19 protein-coding genes and 2 riboswitches are annotated in these 20122 nt (G+C 68.0%); of the genes, 10 read left to right on the plus strand and 9 right to left on the minus strand.

The annotated features are described in order from the left end of the window. Positions 1-38 precede the first annotated feature (38 nt). On the minus strand, positions 39-911 hold the full coding sequence (locus tag G1H10_RS00245; RefSeq protein WP_163731013.1) for an alpha/beta fold hydrolase: 873 nt from the start codon (positions 909-911) through the stop codon (positions 39-41). A 45-nt stretch (positions 912-956) separates the two neighbouring features. Further along, complete coding sequence (locus tag G1H10_RS00250; protein WP_163731016.1) at positions 957-1322, minus strand: VOC family protein; 366 nt, start codon at positions 1320-1322, stop codon at positions 957-959. A gap of 165 nt (positions 1323-1487) precedes the next feature. On the opposite strand from G1H10_RS00250, the gene G1H10_RS00255 reads away from it, so the two are divergent. After that, a complete protein-coding gene (locus G1H10_RS00255) occupies positions 1488-2117 on the plus strand; it encodes a TetR/AcrR family transcriptional regulator (RefSeq protein WP_163731990.1) in 630 nt (209 codons plus the stop codon). 30 nt (positions 2118-2147) lie between these two features. Continuing rightward, on the plus strand, positions 2148-2666 hold the full coding sequence (locus G1H10_RS00260) for an NUDIX hydrolase (RefSeq protein ID WP_163731018.1): 519 nt from the start codon (positions 2148-2150) through the stop codon (positions 2664-2666). Between the two features lie 155 nt (positions 2667-2821). Here G1H10_RS00260 and G1H10_RS00265 read toward each other — a convergent pair whose 3' ends face one another. Together G1H10_RS00265 and G1H10_RS00270 are read right to left on the minus strand one after the other, a co-directional pair. Further along, the gene (locus tag G1H10_RS00265; protein WP_163731020.1) at positions 2822-3175 is read right to left on the minus strand and encodes a hypothetical protein; all 354 of its coding nucleotides are present in this window, start codon (positions 3173-3175) and stop codon (positions 2822-2824) included. Positions 3176-3214: 39 nt separating this feature from the next. After that, positions 3215-3592, minus strand: a complete 378-nt coding sequence (locus G1H10_RS00270; protein ID WP_163731023.1) for a hypothetical protein — start codon at positions 3590-3592, stop codon at positions 3215-3217. Between the two features lie 304 nt (positions 3593-3896). On the opposite strand from G1H10_RS00270, the gene G1H10_RS00275 reads away from it, so the two are divergent. Next, positions 3897-4376: an OsmC family protein gene (locus G1H10_RS00275; protein WP_163731026.1), complete on the plus strand. Its 480-nt coding sequence runs from the start codon at positions 3897-3899 to the stop codon at positions 4374-4376. A gap of 32 nt (positions 4377-4408) precedes the next feature. Here G1H10_RS00275 and G1H10_RS34335 read toward each other — a convergent pair whose 3' ends face one another. Both G1H10_RS34335 and G1H10_RS00285 read right to left on the minus strand, forming a co-directional pair. After that, complete coding sequence (locus G1H10_RS34335; RefSeq protein WP_163731029.1) at positions 4409-5707, minus strand: Fic family protein; 1299 nt, start codon at positions 5705-5707, stop codon at positions 4409-4411. Between the two features lie 367 nt (positions 5708-6074). After that, positions 6075-6479 carry a pyrophosphohydrolase domain-containing protein gene (locus G1H10_RS00285; RefSeq protein WP_216852746.1) on the minus strand — a complete coding sequence of 135 codons (405 nt, stop codon included), beginning with the start codon at positions 6477-6479 and terminating at the stop codon, positions 6075-6077. 66 nt (positions 6480-6545) lie between these two features. On the opposite strand from G1H10_RS00285, the gene G1H10_RS00290 reads away from it, so the two are divergent. From G1H10_RS00290 to cobN, 3 genes are all read left to right on the plus strand, one after another. Then, positions 6546-6983 carry a GNAT family N-acetyltransferase gene (locus G1H10_RS00290; RefSeq protein ID WP_174263949.1) on the plus strand — a complete coding sequence of 146 codons (438 nt, stop codon included), beginning with the start codon at positions 6546-6548 and terminating at the stop codon, positions 6981-6983. 210 nt (positions 6984-7193) lie between these two features. Then, on the plus strand, positions 7194-7565 hold the full coding sequence (locus tag G1H10_RS00295; protein ID WP_216852747.1) for an RNHCP domain-containing protein: 372 nt from the start codon (positions 7194-7196) through the stop codon (positions 7563-7565). 87 nt (positions 7566-7652) lie between these two features. Then, a riboswitch (cobalamin riboswitch) is annotated at positions 7653-7884 on the plus strand. 31 nt (positions 7885-7915) lie between these two features. Continuing rightward, entirely contained in the window at positions 7916-11830 is a 3915-nt protein-coding gene (gene cobN / locus G1H10_RS00300) for a cobaltochelatase subunit CobN (RefSeq protein ID WP_163731036.1), read from the plus strand. Positions 11831-11855: 25 nt separating this feature from the next. On the opposite strand, the gene G1H10_RS00305 is transcribed toward cobN, so the two are convergent. Continuing rightward, a complete protein-coding gene (locus G1H10_RS00305) occupies positions 11856-12821 on the minus strand; it encodes a threonine/serine dehydratase (RefSeq protein WP_163731995.1) in 966 nt (321 codons plus the stop codon). Positions 12822-12946: 125 nt separating this feature from the next. Then, positions 12947-13456 (minus strand): COG4315 family predicted lipoprotein, encoded by a 510-nt coding sequence (locus tag G1H10_RS00310; protein ID WP_163731039.1) that lies wholly within the window; start codon positions 13454-13456, stop codon positions 12947-12949. 184 nt (positions 13457-13640) lie between these two features. Continuing rightward, positions 13641-13828, plus strand: a riboswitch (cobalamin riboswitch). Positions 13829-13857: 29 nt separating this feature from the next. Here G1H10_RS00310 and cobG point away from each other — a divergent pair. From cobG to qcrB, 4 genes are all read left to right on the plus strand, one after another. Beyond that, positions 13858-15150 (plus strand): precorrin-3B synthase, encoded by a 1293-nt coding sequence (gene cobG, locus G1H10_RS00315; RefSeq protein WP_163731042.1) that lies wholly within the window; start codon positions 13858-13860, stop codon positions 15148-15150. Next, complete coding sequence (locus G1H10_RS00320; RefSeq protein WP_163731045.1) at positions 15140-15781, plus strand: precorrin-8X methylmutase; 642 nt, start codon at positions 15140-15142, stop codon at positions 15779-15781. Before cobG ends, G1H10_RS00320 begins: the two co-directional genes overlap by 11 nt. Further along, the gene (locus G1H10_RS00325; RefSeq protein ID WP_163731048.1) at positions 15778-17424 is read left to right on the plus strand and encodes a precorrin-2 C(20)-methyltransferase; all 1647 of its coding nucleotides are present in this window, start codon (positions 15778-15780) and stop codon (positions 17422-17424) included. The genes G1H10_RS00320 and G1H10_RS00325 overlap by 4 nt, the downstream gene beginning before the upstream one ends. A 147-nt stretch (positions 17425-17571) precedes the next feature. Next, positions 17572-19221, plus strand: a complete 1650-nt coding sequence (qcrB, locus tag G1H10_RS00330) for a cytochrome bc1 complex cytochrome b subunit (RefSeq protein WP_163731051.1) — start codon at positions 17572-17574, stop codon at positions 19219-19221. Between the two features lie 162 nt (positions 19222-19383). Here qcrB and bluB read toward each other — a convergent pair whose 3' ends face one another. Continuing rightward, a complete protein-coding gene (bluB, locus tag G1H10_RS00335; RefSeq protein WP_163731053.1) occupies positions 19384-20049 on the minus strand; it encodes a 5,6-dimethylbenzimidazole synthase in 666 nt (221 codons plus the stop codon). Positions 20050-20122: the final 73 nt, after the last annotated feature.

Below are 20122 nucleotides of genomic sequence, written 5' to 3' on the forward strand. Positions count from 1 at the left end.
TCACTCCAGCGACCACAATGCATGCTCGTTCCTGGTTCTCACCGTCGGTCGAGCACGCCGTGCAGCGCCGCCGCGAAGGCCTCAGCGTGTGCGCCGAAGCCGACGTGGTCGCCGGGAAAGAGCACTGGCTCCCGGTCGAGTCGCTTGGCCAGCGCGAGCCCCATCTCCTCGATGGGCAGGCCGGCGGACAGCTCACCGATCGCGACCGTGACCCGGGCGTCGTCGCGCAGCGTCCCGACGTCGGGCTCGTACGTCGACAGCGGAATCATGCCGTGTGCCAGGAAGTACTCGAAGTTGCCGCTGACCCGTTCGAACGTCTCCAGCTCCTCCGGGCTCGGGGCGGCCGGTTCGGCTGCGACGTCGGGCCGAGCCTCGTCGTCGAAGGCGTCGTCGGGCTGTCCGCCGCCGTCCAACGCGTTGTCGGCGAAGAACTTCTGCATGGCCGCCTCGACCCCGTCGCGCCGGTAGGTGTCGTAGACGTCGCGTCCGTGCGTCAGCGCCTCCGACGGATCCTCGAGCATCATCACGCAGGGCGGCTCGTGGGCCACGACCGTCCGCACCTTGTCGGGATAGCGGGCGGACAGGTCGAGCGCTATCTGTGCTCCTCCGCTGGTCCCGAAGACGTGTGCCGGCCCGGCATCCAGCGCGTCGATCAGCTGTGCGGCGTCGTCGGCATGTTGCTCGACCCGTTGATCCAGCGGTTCTCCGTCGAGCACGCTGCGCGAGTTTCCGCGTGGGTCATAGGCGACGACGGTGTAGCGGTCGGCGAGATGGCGGGCCAGATCCGCGAAGACCCCGGCATCCTGCGGTCCGCCAGGAATGACCACCAGCAGCGGCCCCGCACCCCTGACCTCATAGTGAAGGCGGACACCGGGCAGGTGCAGGACGGACGCCTGCGCTGGGAGGGCCATAGTGTTCCTTTCCGTATGTGTTGGACGTTGAGCGGTGACCGACGATCAACCGCTGGTGACGGCGATCTCGTTGCCCTCGCTGTCCCGAAAGGCCGCGCCGACGCGGTTCGGATCCCACGGTGGCCGGTGCGGCTCCGCGACGATCTCCACGTTCTTGGCCTTCAGCGCTGCTATCGTGCCCTCGACGTCGTCATCGACCAGCGCCAGCACCGGCTCCGGCGATGGTTTGTCATCCGGACGCGGCACGAAGTGCAGAGTGGTCCGTGCGTCTGCGAAGCCGACCTCGATCCATCGCCATCCGTCGTCACCCATCGGCTCATCGAAGACCACACGGCAGCCAAGCTTCTCGGTGTAGAAGCTCTTGGCACGGTCCTGGTCGAAGACCGGAAGCTCGGCGAATTGCAGGTGCATAGCGGTGCTCCTTGGAATAGAACTAGACCGTCCAGTACTCGCGTATGAGACTAGACTGTACAGTACTGAACGTCAATGCTGCGCATGCCGACTCGCGCGGCACATCCGGACGTCGAAGAGGGATGAAGCACCGTGGTCGAACCCCGCACCACAACGGACGCCGATATGCCCGACCGCTCGGCCGGCAAGCGACGAGCGATCCTCGCGGCAGCCGAGGACGTGTTCCTCACGCGCGGCTACCTCGGCACCAACATGGACGAGATCGCCGCGATGTCCCACGTCTCCAAGCAGACCGTCTACAAGCACTTCGGCAGCAAAGACGCCCTATTCATCGAGATCGTCACCACGATGACGAACGCGGCCGGCGATACCGTCCACCGCCATGACCAGCCGGAGATCGCCGACATCGACCAACTCTCCGATTACCTGGTCGAATACGCGCTCCGGCAACTCACCGTCGTGCTGACACCTCGGATCATGCAACTGCGTCGGCTCGTCATCGGCGAAGTCAGCCGCTTCCCGGAACTCGCCAAGGCACTGCATGACCATGGGCCTCAACGCGCGATCGCGGCTCTGGCCGCAGCGTTCAAGGAGTTCACCGACCGCGGTCTCCTTGACACCGAAGATCCGCACCTGGCCGCGACGCAGTTCAATTGGCTCGTCATGTCCGCACCGCTCAACCAGGCGATGCTGCTGGGTGATTCGGCGATACCACCAGCTCCGGAACTGCGCCGCCATGCCGAACAGGGCGTCAGCACCTTTCTGGCCGCCTATGCCCGCCGCCCTCGCAGCTAGAGCACCGCAGCGTGCTGGTTGGATGGAGGCGTGCTCCCTGAACGACCAGAGGACGAGCTGCTCGACGTCGTCGACGAAGCCGACCGGGTCATCGATCAAGCCCGGCGAGCCGATGTCTACGCTCGCCGGCTGCGGCACCGTTCGACGTTCGTCCTGGTACGCGACGGAAACGGCGCCATCTTCGTGCACCGCCGCACGGCCTCCAAGCTCGTCTTCCCGTCTCACTACGACATGTTCGTCGGCGGCGTCGTGCGCGCCGGCGAGACCTACGACGACGCCGCGCACCGCGAAGCCGAAGAGGAACTCGGTGTGTCCGGACTTCCGGCGCCCACGCCGCTGCTCCGGTTCCTGTACGAGGATGCGCAGTACGCCGCCTGGGCGGCGGTCTATGAGGTGCGCTGCATCGGTGCGGTCGATCCGCAGGCCGAGGAGGTTGCCTGGCACGCGTTCGTGCCGATCGACGAGCTCGAGACCAAGCTGGACGTGTGGCCGTTCACGCCGGACAGCCTGGCGGCCCTCTCCCGGCTGAGAGCGCGGGGGGTTGTTTGACGCGCTGGACTCCGTACACAGCCTTCAGGTAGCTTCGAAGCTGTCCACGATCACGTGCGCGTCCATGGCCCTGACAGCGGCGTAGGCGGGTGGAATAAGAGGGGCGCTGTCGAATCATGATGTGACCCTCTCGCTATCGAGCCACCCCAGGCACGTCAGCTATTCCGCTGACGGATCTGCCAGCAAATCGCGGCTGATGCCATCGTCGCCACGAGCAGGCCGACGCCCAGCCATACCAACGCCTGACCCCAGATCATCATCTGCAAGTCTGACGCTGAGCCGTCCAAGAATGAGTCCGATTCAGACCCTTGAATCCACAAGACCAAACCGATGATGAACGCTCCGATTCCAACGATGCTCATCGCCGTCAACCACGGATTCACGGGCAGCGAGTCAGTGGACCGATTTTCCGGCTGTTCCGGCCATCGCGGCGTACCCATCACGGGCTTGGCCGCTTCGTCACTGACGAAGCGGTTGTATTTCGGTTCCTCCTGTGGCTGTTCGGTCATTGGGTCTTCCCTCCCAGTAGTTGATTACGGACCGGCGATTCAGTAGTCGTATCGTGGATCGCACTGTGACGCGTAGTCGTGCCACCGTGGAGTGAGAACATCCAGTGATTCGCTGAACCTGTCCAGCTCGTCGTTGAGCCGTTCATTGTTCTGAGCGTCGTATGGCTCGTCCAGCACGGGACTAGTGACGCTCCACAGATCACGGAATGCGTCGATCAGCTCAAACGCAGCATCAAGCGCCATCTCACATTCTTGCGGAGTATCGTACTCAACAACCGTCTCGGTTTCCGTAACCGTTTCATTGATGATTTCCGGCTCAGGTTCGGGCTGGACGGCCACACCAATGCCGAATCCCGCGAACAGCGCGGCAACGATACCTACCACCCACGGCCAACGCTCGTGCATACGTTCGCTCATAGCTGTTCCCCTCAAGCAACTTCGCCAGCCGACGACTGCTGTCGTTGGCCAGTAGCAGTGTTCCGGAGAAACCGGCAGCCGGCAAGATCAGTTCTGCATGCTTCTCAGCTCGTTTCAGCCACCGTTCGGTAACGAGAAGCTGACCGTGCAGAAGTCGGGATCATCGCTCACGATTCGTCACCACCGAGCATCGCGAGACAATCGGCACAGTCCACGGCGTCATAGCCAACGTTCATCGCCTACTCACCACCACGAGTCGACCGGAGATGTACGGTATGGATCACCACGAAAACGGAGGAGATGCATGGTGGGAACGCACACCTACGAGCTCGTCGTCGAGTGGACGGGTAACCAGGGAACGGGCACGTCGAGTTACCGCGCGTACGGCCGGCAGCATGAGATACGCGCCGAGGGCAACGACACCAGCATCGCCGGTTCCGCCGACCCGTCGTTCCGCGGCGACCCGGAGCGATGGAATCCGGAGGAGCTGCTGGTCGCGTCGTTGTCGCAGTGCCACATGCTGTGGTACCTCCACCTTGCCTCCGTCGCGGGCGTCGTCGTCACCGAGTATGTGGACACGCCCATCGGCACCATGGAGCTGGAACGCGACGGCGCCGGTCAGTTCGCCGACGTCACGCTCCGACCCGTCGTCACGGTCGCCGACGCGTCCATGGTCGACAAGGCGCAGGCCGTGCATGAGGACGCCAACGCCAAGTGCTTTATCGCCCGGTCGGTCAACTTCCCCGTCCACCACGCCCCGGAGATCCGCGTCGCGCCTGGCTGACACCGACACCGCCTGCGGCTTTCCACGCCGCACTAATTCTCGGTGCGTGGCAACGACGACGGCAGTGTCAGACGGATGCCTTGCTCCGACGCGATCTGCGGGTCGGTGAAGGCATGCGTCCTTTCCAACATCTCGTGCGCCGTGCCGACCGTCGAGAAGTCGATCTGGTACGTGTACCGCTGAGCGAAGTCAAGCACGCTGATCAGGGCTTGCGGATAGCCGCCATCCGACATCGCGCCCAAAGCTGCCAGATACTCGTACCGGAACACGGTGGGTACGATGATCCGACATTCCCCCGCGGCGACCAGTTCGTTGTTCATCATCACGCGCGCCAGCCGGCCGTTTCCGTCATCGAAGGGATGGACGATCCCGATGAGATATACGGCGTAGAGCGCCCGAGCGAACGGGTCATCCAGCCGTCCGACGATCTCCCGCCCGGCCGCCAAGGTCCCTGTCACCAGCGCAGGCTCGACGAACACGGTCGCCCCAGCCTGATTGCGCCGATCTTTCCACTCACCCGGCCGAACATCCGGTCGGCCGCCCATGATCCGGGCGTGACGTTCCCTCAGCGCGTCAAGATACTCGTCCACCGACCTGAGTTCGCGTGTCATCTCGGCATCGTCGACCACCAGCTCATATGTGCCCCGCATGTCATGAGCGTCAGCCGGCCGCGACGGAAGATCCTGGCCCTGCAGAGCGATCATGGCGGCCTCGTCGACCGTGAACTCCGTGCCTTCGATGAAGTTCGAGAAGTACGCCTCGTAGAAGGGCAGAAAGCGCTGGCGGGCCACGTGCTCTCCGGTGACCGGTCGAGGTCGCGGCGGGCGAGAGGTCAGATGGTCGGCCAGCATCTCCAGTTGGCTGACGCGGACGACGTCGTAGCCGCGACCGGCCTGCGCAGCGCTCAACGCCGGCGATTCCGTAGTCACGGTCGCTCCCCCGTCGGCCGCCGCGATGAGCTTCCGGACCTCGCCGACGCGGTGAACGCGACCGATCGCGTCGGCAGCTTCCTTTGCCTGCTCGACGATTCTCTCGATCTGCTCGGGACGGCGAGCCGACACCAGCCGTGCGATCCAATCATGGAGCTCACGTGTGGACAGCGTCCGTGGGGGTCGTGCTCCTCGGCTCCGCGACGGGCCGAGATTGTCCACCAATGCGCGGCCCTCCGACGACAGCCACAGTCCGTCGCCGAGCGGCACGTCCGAGGACAACGGCCCAGGACCGCGTCGCGGCACCACCGTGAGGCCGGGCAGCCCGAGCGGACGCACACGCTCGTGATCGACGAACAACCAACCGTCGCCCGGACCCGCAGCCAGTGCCGATCGGTCCACTATCACCGCCCCAGGCATCACACGAGCGACGATGGCCCGCCATTCTCGAGCGACGACGCGCTCCGGCGCTGAACGCACATCGTCGGTGTAAACGCCCTGCGCAAGCCGCCTCAACTTGCCGTTGCCAACCTGGCGGGACAGCACCGCTGGAGGTCGGTCGCCTGAGAATACAAGCGCCACTGTTCGCCTCCACGTACCCATGGTCCGCAAGTATCCGTCGAATAGTGCTCATCTAACGATATTTTACGTCAGATAAGTCAACTTTTCGTCAGTTAGACCGGCCCCCGAGACTGTATACGATCGTCTCCCGGGCGACCGTGCACGCCCCAGCCTAGGGTTGAGCGTGGCGCGCAGCCGCGGGAAGCGCTTAGGAACCGGTCGGCGGCCACTCGACGAGGTCATCGAGGATCGGCGGTTGGTAGTTGGGGCCCTTGAGTACCTTGCCGTCGGCTCGGCGGAGAACCCGGCCGTCCGCGTCAAGCTTGCTCATGTTGGACCGATGGACCTCGACGAAGACGGCCGGTAGGTCGATCCCCAGCGCATCTGCGGCACCGTAGGTCACATAGAGGACGTCGGCCAGTTCCTTCGCTACTGCCTTGTATGCAGTGCGCGGGTCGTCGCCGATGTGCAGGGCCTTTGCGAGGTTGGTGAGGGCTTCGGCAGCTTCGTGCGCTTCTTCGACCAGTAGCGTCCGACGGTGTTCCGCCAGTTCAGGGCGTTCGGCCTTGGCTTCACCGTCGAACACCTCGCGGAACTCAGCAACTCGTCGCATCGGCTCATGATCCATGCCCTGACCCTAAGCGCCTCGCGCGTCATCCGCCGGTGACATGATGACGGGATGAGCGTGATTCGTTCCGCCCAAGGGTACGAGTTCGACGACGACGCGGCCCGGATCGATCGCGACGTCGTTTGGCGGTTCCTCTCCGAGGACGCGTACTGGGGCCGCTGGCGCGACCGCGACATCGTCGAGCGGCAGATCGACGGCGCATGGCGCGTCGTCGGGGCGTACCACCAGGAAACCGGCAGCATGGTGGGATTCGCACGCGCCCTGTCCGATGGCGTATCGCTGGCGTACCTGGCCGACGTCTTCGTCGAATCGGCGCACCGCGGCCGGGGAGCGGGCAAGGCTCTGGTCGCCGCCATGATCGAAGACGGACCGGGGGTCAACTTCCGCTGGATGCTGCACACCGTGGACGGACACAGCCTCTACGCGAAGTTCGGCTTCGCCCCACCCGACCATGACAGGTACCTGGAACGCCCCGAGCGGCTCGGCTAGCACCGCCCGCAGCACACTGACCTCCTCCGCAGGGCGTGCGGGCCTCGACATGCAGGACGCAGCGCTGGAGAAATTCGATTGCCGCACCGGCGGCGGCAGGGTTGAATGACGACGACGGGCCACGACCGACGTGGTCGTAGACACGGGACGGTGAGCTATGAGTGTGCGCTGCGCGACCAGACCACAGTCGTGCACACCTCAAGGAGCCCCGTGTCCAGAACCACCACCGGACCACGGCGTAGTCGCCGTGCCCCGTCCTTCCGCTGTCTGAACTGCAAGCTCGACGTCTCCACGGACGCGCCGGGCACAGCCCACCGCAACCATTGCCCCACCTGCTTGTGGAGTCGGCACGTCGACGACAAACCTGGCGACCGCAGCGCCGAGTGCGGTGCCCGGATGGAGCCGATCGCCATCACCACCCGCTACGACGGCGAGTGGTCGGTGATCCACCGATGTACCCGGTGCCAGGAGCTGCACACCAACCGGATCGCCGGTGACGACAACGCTCTCGTGCTGTTCACGTTGGCGATCAAGCCGCTGGCGAGACCACCGTTCCCGCTCGATCACCTGGCCCGCCTGTGATCGACGCGGTGCGTGCCCGGTCGGGTGAATGACATCCGCCGGGCACGCACCGCACAGGACTCAACTCGATGGCCGCTGGCGCGACGGCGTGATGCGGGCGGCGCCGGTGGCTCCTCGGGCCGATAGGATCGGGGACGACCATCCGACGTCACGTCAGGAACACCGGTGCGGGCGTAACCACGTCCAAGGCCGGGGCCGTCCCGCGACTGTGACCGGGGAGCCGGTCCTTAGGTGAGCCACTGGGCCTCGTTGGCCTGGGAAGGCTGAGGGCCGGCGTCGATCCGGGAGCCAGGAGACTGACTGGCGTCGTCCACCGATCCGGGTGCGGGAGACACCTGAGAGAGGACGCCATGAGCCAGCCACGCCTGCTGCTGCTGTCCACCGCCGACACCGACCTGCTCACCGCCATCCGCGCTGACGAGCGATGGACGGTGGCCAATCCGGCACGAACCTCGGCCGATGAGCTTCCTGCCCTTCTCGAAGACGTCGACATCGCGGTGGTGCGGCTGCTGGGCGGCCGGGAGGCGTGGCCCGACGGGCTGGACGCGATGCGCGCGTCCGGGGTGCCGACCGTCGTCGTCAGCGGCGAGTCCAGCCCCGACGCACGACTGCACGAGCTGTCCACCGTACCCAGCGGCATCGCCACCCAGACGCACCGCTACCTGGTCGCCGCCGGACCCGCCAACCTCGCACAGCTCGCGGCGTTCCTCTGCGACACCCTGCTCCTGACCGGCGACGCGTTCGAGCCCCCCGCCGAACAGCCCCTCTTCGGCATCCACGTCCCGGCCGGGACAGCCGACGCCGAGCCCCTGACCGGTGACAAGAATCGCGGCGACGGCGGGCCCGTCGTCGGGATCGTGTTCTACCGCTCACACGAACTCTCCGGGAACACCGCGTTCATCGACGTCCTCTGCGAGCAGATCGCCGACGCCGGCGGCAGGCCACTGCCGATCTTCACCGACACGCTGCGCGGCACCAACCGCGACGAGTACGCCGAGCTGCGGGAGCTTCTCGGGCGCGCCGACGTGCTCATCACCACCGTGCTGGCCAGCGGCGGCCTCGTCGCCGGAAACGCCGCCGCCGGCGAGAACGACGACGTGTGGAGCACCGCGCTCTTCGACGACCTCGGCATCACGGTCCTGCAAGGCCTGACGTTGACCAGCGCGCGCGATGCCTGGGAAGCCAGCGACGGTGCGATGAACCCGATGGACGCGGCGACGCAGATCGCCCTGCCCGAGTTCGACGGCCGGATCATCGGTGTGCCGTTCTCGTTCAAGGAGACCGGAGCCGACGGCGTCCCGCGCTACGTCGCCGACGCGGAGCGGGCACGGCGCCTCGCCGGGATCGCGGTCAAGAAGGCCCGGCTCGGCCGGATCCCGAACGCGGAGAAGCGGATCGCGCTGGTGCTGTCCAACTATCCGACCAAGCACGCCCGGGTGGGCAACGCCGTCGGACTGGACACTCCGGCCAGCGCCGTCGAGCTGCTGCGCACGCTGCGTGACGCCGGGTACGACATCGGCGATCTCGACCTCGACGCACTCGGGCGTGGCGCGGCCGACGACGGCTCGGACCTCCCGCCCGGTGACGCCCTGGTGCACCGCCTCATCGCCGCCGGCGGACACGACGTCGAGTGGCTCACCGAGGAGCAGCTGGCCGACGCCGCCGCCAGCATCCCGGCGTCGACCTACGCCGAGTGGTTCTCCACACTGCCGGCATCGCTGCGCAACGGCATCGTCGAGGCCTGGGGTGACCCGCCCGGCGAACTCTACGTCGACACGACCGGCGACGAGCCGGCGATCGCCGTCGCCGGGCTGGTCTTCGGCAACGTGGTGCTGATGATCCAGCCGCCACGCGGCTTCGGGGAGAACCCGGTGGCCATCTACCACGATCCGAACCTCGCGCCGTCGCACCACTACGTCGCCGCGTACCGGTGGCTGCAGGAACCGCCCGCCCGCGGCGGATTCGGCGCCGATGCCGTGGTCCACCTGGGCAAACACGGCACGCTGGAGTGGCTGCCGGGCAAAGGGCTCGGCCTGTCCGACGATTCCGCGCCGGACGCGGTGCTGGGGGATCTGCCGCTGATCTACCCGTTCATCGTGAACGACCCCGGCGAAGGCACTCAGGCGAAGCGGCGCGCCCACGCCGTCCTGATCGACCACATGATCCCGCCGATGGCGCGCGCCGACACCTACGGTGATCTGGCCAAGCTGGAGCAACTCCTCGACGAGTACGCGACCGTTGCAGAGCTGGACCCGGCCAAGGCGCCGACGGTTCGGACGCAGATCTGGGAGCTGGTCACACAGGCGCAGCTCCACCATGACCTGCACACCGAACAGATGCCCGGCGAGGACGAATTCGACGACTTCGTCCTGCACATCGACGGCTACCTGTGCGAGATCAAGGACGTCCAGATCCGCGACGGGCTGCACGTTCTGGGCCGTGCGCCGGAAGGCGACGAACTGGTCAACGACGTGCTGGCAGTGCTGCGGGCGCGCCAGGTGTTCGGGGGTGAGACGGCGCATCGCGGGCTGCGCGGCGCGATCGCCGCCTGGGCCGACCTCGACGAGCAGGCACTGCTGGCCGAGCCGGGTGCCGCCGTCGCGGACACCCCGGCGCTGCGGACGCTCCTGGAGATCACCGACCTCCCGCGCACTGGCGCATCCAACGCACCCGACACACCCGAGGCGCCGGACGGACCGGACGCACCGGATGCACCAGACGCTCACGTCGCAGGACGGGACGACGGCGGCGTGGCGTCGCCGCCGGTAGCGATCAGGCTGACCGCGTCGGACGTCGTCGATCTGCTGGAGGTCGTCGCCCGCGGTCTGGTGGAGGAGCACGCCCGACGCGAATGGCGACCGGAGGAGGCGAAGAGCGTCGTCGCCGACATCCTGCGCGATGACGTCGCCGAGGTCGCGGACGTGTTGCGGTTCGGCGCCGAGCAGCTGGTCCCCCGGCTGGCGCGGACCACGGACGAGATCAGCAACTCCGTTCGCGCGCTGGACGGCCGCTACATCGCCCCTGGCCCGTCCGGCTCGCCCACCCGCGGACTGGTCAACGTACTGCCGACCGGCCGCAACATGTACGCCGTCGACCCGAAAGCGATCCCGTCGCGCAACGCCTGGGACGTCGGGGTCGCGCTCGGCGACTCACTGCTGCGCCGGCACAAGGCCGAGACCGGCGCGTTCCCGACGTCCGTCGGACTCACGGTGTGGGGCACGGCGGCGATGCGCACCCAGGGCGACGACATCGCCGAAGTGCTCTGGCTGCTGGGTGTCCGACCGGTATGGGACGACGCGTCCCGCCGGGTCACCGGTTTCGAGGTGGTTCCGGCCGACGAGCTGTTGCTCGACGGGGAGCCCCGGCCGCGCGTCGACGTGACAGTCCGCATCTCCGGGTTCTTCCGCGAGGCGTTCCCGCACGTCATCGGCGTGATCGACGACGCCGTCCGGACCGTCGCCGAGCTCGCCGACGACGGCGCCGTCAACCACCTGCGCGCGCACGTCGTCGAGGACCTGGCGGCCGGCTCGGACGCGCGGCACGCCACCGCACGCATCTTCGGGTCCAGGCCGGGTGCGTACGGGGCCGGGATGCTGCCCCTGGTGGACGCGCGGAACTGGCGCACCGACGCCGACCTCGCCGAGGTCTACGCGGTGTGGGGCGGTTATGCCTACGGTCGGGGTCTGGACGGCGTCGAGGCACGGGCGGACATGGAGAAGGCGTTCTCCCGGATCCAGGTGGCGGTGAAGAACCAGGACACGCGCGAGCACGACATCCTCGACTCGGACGACTATTACCAGTATCACGGCGGCATGGTGGCGATGGTCCGCCAGCTCACCGGCAACGCGCCGGCGGCGTATATCGGCGACTCCGCCGTGACCGAGCACGTCAAGACCCGGTCGCTCTCGGAGGAGACGGCACGGGTCTTCCGGGCGCGCGTCGTCAACCCGAAGTGGATCGCCGCGATGCAGCGGCACGGGTACAAGGGCGCATTCGAGATGGCCGCCACCGTCGACTACATCTTCGGCTACGACGCGACGGCCGGCGTCGTCGAGGACTGGATGTACGAGAAGCTCACCGACGAGTACGTCCGGAACCCGGAGGTCGCCGAGTTCTTCCGCCGCTCGAACCCGTGGGCCCGCAAGGGCATGGCGGAGCGCCTGCTCGAAGCCGCCCAGCGCGGCCTGTGGGCCGAGCCGTCCGCGGAGGCGATGGAGGCGCTCCAGCAGGCCGTCCTGGAGACGGAAGGCGACCTCGAGGGCTAGAACACACTGCGACGTGACAGCGGCGTCACCTCAGGGTGGAAGGATCCGTGTTCGCACCGGACAGCACCACGGCGACACGTTCGCCGTCCGCCGGCCGGTACGCACCGGACAGCAGCGCCGCGAGGGCGGTGGCGGGACCATGCTCGACGACCAGACGGTACTGGTGCCACGCGAAGTTCCGGGCCTGCTCGATGTCGGCGTCATCGACGAGCACCGACGCCACGTCGGCGCGCGTACTCACGGCATAGGCGATCTCACCGAGCCGGGTGGCGCCGAGTGAGTCAGCCGCGACGCCGGCCACGTCGACGTCGACCGGGCCTCCTGCCGCCAGTGCAGAATGCAGCGTCGGTGCCAGAGACGGCTCCGCCCCGACGACGTGGGCGCGGCCTTCGACCGCCGTCGCCACGCCGGCCATCAGACCACCGCCGCCCACAGCCACGATGATCGTGTCCACCTCGGAGCCGGTCTGCTCCAGCAGCTCGAGTCCGAGCGTTCCTTGCCCGGCACAGATCTCCGGCTGATCGTAGGCGTGGCAGAACAGTGCGCCGGTCTCGGACACCCGCGCCTGGGCCGCCTCGTAGGCGTCGGCGTACTTGGTGCCGACCTGGACGACGTCGGCGCCGAGGTCACGCAGCTTCTTCACCTTCACCGGCGGCGCGGTCTCCGGCACGAACACCTCAGCCGGAAGTCCATGCGCCGCTGCCGCGAACGCGACCGCCAGGCCGGCGTTACCGCCGGACGCCGCCACGACGCCGCTCACCGGTGGTCCCGCTTCACCGGAAGCGGCCGGTGCCGACGATTCGAGCGCGGCGCGGATCCGGTTGAACGCGCCGCGTGCCTTGAACGAGCCCGTGTGCTGAAGCTGCTCGAGCTTGAACCACAACCGCGAGATCGGCGGGAACGGCTCCGGGTCTGCCTCCAGCACCGGCGTGCGGCGGACACGGCCATCGATGCGGGTGCGGGCGGCGCGAACATCAGCCAGGTCGATCACACCTGCCATCCTGCCGCACCGTCATCGGCAACACTCGGCACGGGTGCACGCGCCGACGACATTCCCGGACGGGGCCGACGGGCCGGGTGTCCGACGGCTCAGTGTCCGGATCCGGACCCGGATCTTCAGTATCCGGAGTCCTGGTCGTCCTGCTCGACTTCGCCCTGCACGGCTTCTCCATCGGCGTCGATGACGTACCAGACGTCGTTGACACCCTGCCCCTCGATGTCGCCCGCATCGGCGTCCTCGGCGTAGTAGTACAGCGGCCAGTCACCGTACGTCGCCTGGACCGTCCCGTCGTCTCGTTCGATGGTGCCCAGCAGTTCCTCGTTCACGCCTTCGCCGGCCTCGACGTCGCCCTCCAGCGGAGGCCAGATGTCCAGGCATTCGTCGATACAGGTGCTCTCACCGGGAGAGTCCGGGGTGAACAGGTACAGCGTCCGGCCCTCGCCGTCGACCAGGATCTCACCGAGCGAGGTGTCCGACAGCTCGACGCGGCCGGCGTCGCCGCCGGTGGCGACGTCACCATCCCCGCTGCCGTCGCCGTCGCCGTTGTCGTCGGTGCCGCACGCACCCAGAACCGCCAACGCGGCGGCACTGCAGAGGGCGGCGGCGGTTCGCGTTCGGCGATGCATATGGACCTCCCACAGGCGCCAGGGACGCGCATGCACCGCGCGTCCGCGATGATCCGGATACTTGTAGTACGTGCCTGCTGCCAGCAGAGATTGCTTTGATCCCGAGCCTCGCCGCCGATCGGGCCCGGTGCCGTCGGAGACGCCCGCCCGACGGTCGGCCGCAAGGCTCGGTCCGAGCGCCCGGTACAGTGGTGCCTGCCGTGGTGCACGGGAAGCCGGTGTGAAACCGGAGCGGCCCTCGCCACTGTGATCGGGAAGTCCCCGGCCGTTCCCCTGCAAGGGGAGTCACTGGGCAGCGCACGCGCCGCCTGGGAAGGCAGGCCGGACGACGTACCCGTCAGCCAGGAGACCGGCCACGGCACTGCAAGCTGCGATTCCACGAGGTGATGGAAGGCGGTCCGATGTCCGGGACTGTGCGCGATCGTGCCGACGCGTGTCCAGGCACCCTCGCCACCCATCAGGCGAACGACGGCCCGCTCGCCCGGATCCGCATCCCAGGCGGCCGGCTCACCGCACACCAGGTTCAGGTACTCGCCGCGTGTGCCCAGGAGTTGGGCGACGGACGCATCCATTTGACCTCGCGTGCCAACCTGCAGCTACGCGCCGTCACCGATCCGGCGGCGCTGGCCAGCCGGCTGGGCGACGCCGGTCTGCTGCCGTCGGCGACGCACGAGCGTGTACGCAACATCCTGGCGTCGCCCCTGACCGGCATCGCGGGCGGCACACTCGACGTCGCACCGCTGGTCATCGAGCTCGACCACGCCATTCGCGCCGAACCCGAGCTCGCCACCCTCTCCGGGCGCTTCCAGTTCGGCATCGACGACGGCCGCGGCGACCTGCCGGTCGACGGCATCGATGTCGGCTGGCGCGCGGACACCGACGACGCCCGCACGACCGTCATCGACGACGACGCCACCGCGGGCACGCTGCTGCTGGCTGGCGAGGTCACCGACGTGCGCGTTCCCGCGGCCCGCGTGGCCGACGTGCTGGTGCGCGCCGCGCTCGCTTTCCTCCGGCTCCGCGCCCTGGACGGCAGCGGCGCATGGCACCTGCGTGAGCTTGACCACGCCGCCGAGCGTGTCGCCGCCGCGATCATCGACGACGGCGCGCCGGTCGAACGCGGCACCCCGGACCGTGCCCGGCTCGGCGCCGGTGGAGCGACGCCGGCCGGTGTGATCCGTCATGATCACGATCGTGCGTGCGCCGTCGTCGCGGGCGCGCTGTTCGGCACCCTCAATGCGGAGCAGCTACACGTCCTCGCCGGAACGGCGCCCGCGGGCATCGTCATCACACCGTGGCGATCCGTCGTCGTTCCGTCGATTCCGCCCGCTCGCATCGACGACGTCACTCGGAACCTTCGTGCCTCCGGCCTCCGGCTCGACGATGCCGATCCATCCACCGGAGTGACGGCGTGTGTCGGCAGCCCGGGGTGCGCCTCTTCGCACGCGGACGTGCGCCACGACACCCGCGCCGCCTTGCCCCGCCTGCCGGCCGGCGTCGCCGTGCACGTCGCCGGCTGTGCTCGGCGCTGCGGACAACCCAGACTGCACCACATCGACGTCGTCGCCACCGGCGACGGCTACACGGTGGACGGCACGCCGACGACGGCAGACGCACTGGCGACGACGATCGGCGCCGCGTACCACAAGCACCACGGGCCACACGCCCAGCAGGGAGACCACGATGTCGGCTGACCCGAGCACGGTCGATTACATCCGGGACGGTGCGGAGATCTACCGCCGCTCCTTCGCGACCATCCGCGCCGAGGCCGACCTCGCGCATCTGCCCGCCGATGTCGCGACAACGGTCGTGCGGATGATCCACGCCTGCGGCATGGTCGATCTCGTCGACGACGTCGCCTACACCGATGACGTCGTGGCCGCCGGCCGGACGGCCCTCCGCGGCGGGGCACCGATCCTCACCGACGCGCAGATGATCGCCAGCGGGGTGACGCGCAGCCGGCTACCGGCCGACAACGAGGTCATCTGCACGCTCAATGAGCCGAGCGTGCCCGGCCTGGCCGCCGAGACCGGCAACACGCGCAGCGCCGCGGCCGTGGAGCTGTGGCGGGATCGGCTGCCGGGCTCCGTGGTGGCGATCGGCAACGCACCCACGGCGCTGTTCCGGTTGCTCGAGCTCGTGGACGAAGGGGTCGGCGCGCCGGCGGCCATCGTCGGAGTCCCGGTCGGTTTCATCGGTGCCGCCGAGTCCAAGGAGGAGCTGGCCGCGCGAGCACCCGCACCGTACCTGACCGTGCACGGCCGCCGCGGCGGCAGCGCCATCGCCTCCGCCGCCCTGAACGCGATCGCCCAGGAGAAGGAATGACGGACGCACACGCGGGCACGGGCCGGCTGTGGGGCATCGGCCTCGGACCAGGCGATCCGGATCTGGTGACGGTGAAGGCCGCCCGGCTGATCGGTGAGGCGGATGTCATCGCCTACCACAGCGCCCGGCACGGCCGCAGCATCGCCCGCTCGATCGCCGAACCCTACCTGCGGGACGGGCAGGTCGAGGAGGCGCTGGTCTACCCGGTCACCACTGAGGGCACCCAGCATCCGGGCGGCTACGACGGAGCCATCGCGGAGTTCTACGAACACGCCGCCAAGCGTCTGGCCGAGCATCTCGATGCGGGCCGCGACGTGGCGCTGCTGTGCGCCGGCGATCCGTTCTTCTACGGCTCCTACATGCACATGCACGAACGGCTCTGCGGGCGTTATGAGGCGACCGCCGTGCCGGGTATCACCTCGATGACCGCCGCGGCGGCCGAGCTGGGCAGGCCGCTTGTCCAGCACGAGGAGGCGCTGACGGTGCTTCCCGGCACGCTGCCCGGGCCGCAACTGGCGATGCGGCTGGCGGAGACGGACGCCGCCGCCATCCTCAAGCTGGGCAGGACGTTCCACTCGGTGCGTGACGCCCTGGCCGAGGCGGGACGCCTGGACGAGGCGTACTACGTCGAGCGGGCCACCTGGGGCGGTCAGCGGGTGGAGCGGCTGGCCGACGTCGACCCCGAATCGGTGCCGTACTTCTCGCTCGCCGTGGTGCCGAGTCCGGCCTACACGTCGCGCACCGCCACGACCGCCGACACGTCGCCGGACGGGCACGACACCGCCGACGCGGCCGACGCGGCCGACGGCGGAACGCACACGACCAACAACACAGGTGGCGCGCTCGACAGCACCGTTTCTCGCGACGATGCAACAACCCGGGCGGCGGCCGCACCCGCGCACGGAGAGGTCGTCGTGATCGGACTCGGGCCGGCCGGCCCGGAATGGCTCACTCCGGAGGCCGAGCGCGAAGTCGCCGCGGCCGAGCACATCGTCGGCTACGGTCCGTACGTTTCGCGTGTTCCGGTCCGATCCGGCCAGCAGCGGCACAGTTCGGGCAACCGGGTGGAGGCCGACCGGGCGTTGCAGGCTCTCGAACTGGCGCAGGCCGGCGCCCGCGTGGCGGTCGTCTCGTCCGGGGACCCCGGCGTCTTCGCGATGGCGTCGGCGGTGCTCGAGCAGGCCGACGATCCGCGCTGGAACGGCGTCTCCGTCCGCGTCGTCCCCGGGCTCACCGCCGCGCAGGCGGCGGCGTCGCGCGTCGGCGCCCCACTCGGCCATGACTATTGCGTGATGTCGCTGTCCGACCGGCTCAAGCCGTGGGAGATCATCGAACGACGCCTCGACGCCGCGGCGGCCGCAGACTTGGTGTTGGCGCTGTACAACCCGGCGTCCCGTAGCCGCCGCGAGCAGCTGCAACGCGCTCGGGACACGCTGCTGCGGCATCGCGCACCTCACACCCCCGTCGTCATCGCCCGCGACGTCGGCGGATCAGAGGAATCGGTCCTGGTCAGCACGCTCGGTGAGTTCGACGCGGACACGGTCGACATGCGTTGCCTGCTGATTGTCGGCTCGTCCCAGACTCGTGTCTCGGAACGCTCCGACGGCGTGCGCACGGTCTGGACACCGCGCACGTACGGCTGAGCTGTTCCGGTCGGACTCCGACCGGCTCACGGACCGGCGTGCTCATGTGCGCGTCGGCGCACACACCCGGCGATGTCACATTCTCGCGCCCTGCGACGTCTTGTTCATGACGGGACGTCGCGCACTACGGGAGCGCTGAACACGCCGATGAGCACCACGACACAGGACCCAGCCGGCACCAGTGCGAACCCGGCCATGAGACAGGCCGGGAAACTGGTCAACTTCATCGACGAGCGGATCACCGCGAGCAACTGGCTGAAGCGCAACCTGCGCAAAGTCTTCCCGGACCACTGGTCCTTCCTGCTCGGCGAGATCGCCATGTGGAGTCTGCTTCTGATCCTGTTGTCCGGGGTCTTCCTCACGTTCTGGTTCAAACCATCCATGGCGCACGTCACCTATGAGGGTGCCTATGTGCCGCTGCGCGGCATGGTCATCTCCGAGGCCTACGCGTCCACGCTCGAACTGTCCTACGAGGTCCGCGGCGGCCTGCTGATGCGGCAGGTGCACCACTGGAGCACGCTGATCTTCATCGCCGCCATGTCGGTTCACATGCTGCGGCACTTCTTCACCGGTTCGTTCCGCAAACCGCGCGAACTCAACTGGCTGGTGGGGCTGTCATTGCTGGTTCTGGGGATCACCAACGGCTTCTTCGGCTACTCCCTGCCGGACGATCTGTTGTCCGGAACGGGTCTGCGGATCATCGAGGGCGGGATCCTGGCGATCCCGATTGTGGGGACGTACCTGTCCTCGTTCATCTTCGGAGGCGAGTTCCCGGGCGAGGACATCATCTCCCGGTTCTACGCCTTCCACATCCTCCTCATTCCCGGTCTGATCCTGGCGCTGTTCGTCCTGCACTTGATGCTGCTCTGGTATCAGAAGCACACCCACTGGGCCGGGCCGGGACGGACCGAGAAGAACGTCGTGGGCTACCCGTTCTTCCCGGTGTACACGGCCAAGGCCGGCGGGTTCATGTTCATCGTGTGGGGCTTCGTCTTCCTGATGGCCGCCACCATTCAGGTCAACCCGGTGTGGCTCTGGGGCCCCTACGACCCGGCGTCGGTGAGCGCCGGCACCCAGCCGGACTGGTACGTCGGATTCCTCGACGGCGCGCTGCGTGTGATGCCGGCCTGGAAGATCGACGTCTTCGGCTCGGAGCTGGTGCTCAGCGTCCTGATTCCGGCCGTCGTGCTCCCGGGGCTCATCGTCACCGCGCTGGCCGCCTATCCGTGGATCGAACAGAAGCTCACCGGGGACACCCGGGAACACCACATCCTCGACCGGCCCCGCAACGTCCCCGTCCGCACCGGCCTCGGAGTCGGCTTCATCGTCTTCTACGTCCTGCTCTGGATCGCCGGCGGCAACGACTTCTTCGCCACCGTGCTGCACATCCCGGTCAACTGGGTGTCCCGGTTCCTGCAGGTCAGCATCATCCTCGGGCCACCGCTCGCGTTCTGGATCACCAAACGCATCTGTCTCGGCCTGCAGCGCCGCGACCGCGAGAAGGTCCTGCACGGACGGGAATCGGGCATGGTCATCGTCAGCCCCGACGGTGAGTTCACCGAACGCCACCTCCCGCTCAGCCACGCACGCGCCTACGCGCTGACCGCGCACGAGCGCCAGGTCCCGCTCGAGCCGGGACCGCCCACCGACACGAACGGCATCCCCAACCCGCGCCATCGAGCCGAACGCCGCCGCGCCCGCATCTCGCGGTTCTATTTCGGGGATGTGGTCCAGAAACCCACCCGGGAGGAACTCCGTGCGGCGCACGACGGCGAACAGCGCGAACTCGAACACTGAGCGCCCTCATCGTGCCGGCGAGCACGCGTGACAGGGATCACCGACCGTCGTCGGACGCGCTGATCGAGTGTCCACCGCTGGGGATACCGGTCATCGTCGTCGCGCGGGTTCGCCCACAGCAGCGGTGTAGGGCACGGCGAAGTACGTCGCGCGACACACAGCTCACCAGTGTTCGTGGCGTACCGCATCCGCGAGCGGTCGCCGGCGGCGCCAGCCGTGTCGTTCCAGATCCGGCGTCGTCGCCAACTCGCTGACCGACCCGAGACATAGCCACGCCACCGGGCGGATGCCCTCGGGCAACCCGAGCAGAGAAGCCAGGAACTCCTCCCGATAGAAGCTGACCCAGCCGACGCCCAGACCCTCGGCCGTCGCAGCCAGCCACAGGTTCTGGATCGCCAAGCACACCGAATACAGGCCGGCGTCGGCGATCGCATGCCTGCCCAGCACCGCCGGTGAACCTCGGGAGGGATCGTAGGTGACGACCACACCGAGGCTCGATTCGAGAATGCCCTCGATCTTGATCTTGCTGAACAGCTTGGCCTGGTCACCGGTCAGGGTATCCGCGAAGACCTTCCGCTCCCCGGACACGTGCTCCTGGAACCGCTCCCGAGTCTCACGGTCCCGCACCAGCACGAAATCCCACGGCTGACTCAGCCCGACGCTGGGGGCCGAGTGCGCCGCCCCGAGCACCCGCTCCAGCATGTCCGCACCGATCGGCTCGCCGGTGAACTCACCGCGGACGTCTCGGCGCCGCTGCAGCACCCGGTAGAACGCCTCGAGTTCAGGCGCCAGCCCCGTGCCGTTCGCCCCGAGATCTGTACCCGTCATCCCTCATCACCCTTGTTTCCTTATCCGGATCTATTGGCATGGCACGCCTGGTGCCTCCATAAACGGAACATTC

It is taken from the genome of Phytoactinopolyspora halotolerans (assembly GCF_010550675.1).
In the GTDB taxonomy this organism is placed as follows: domain Bacteria; phylum Actinomycetota; class Actinomycetes; order Jiangellales; family Jiangellaceae; genus Phytoactinopolyspora; species Phytoactinopolyspora halotolerans.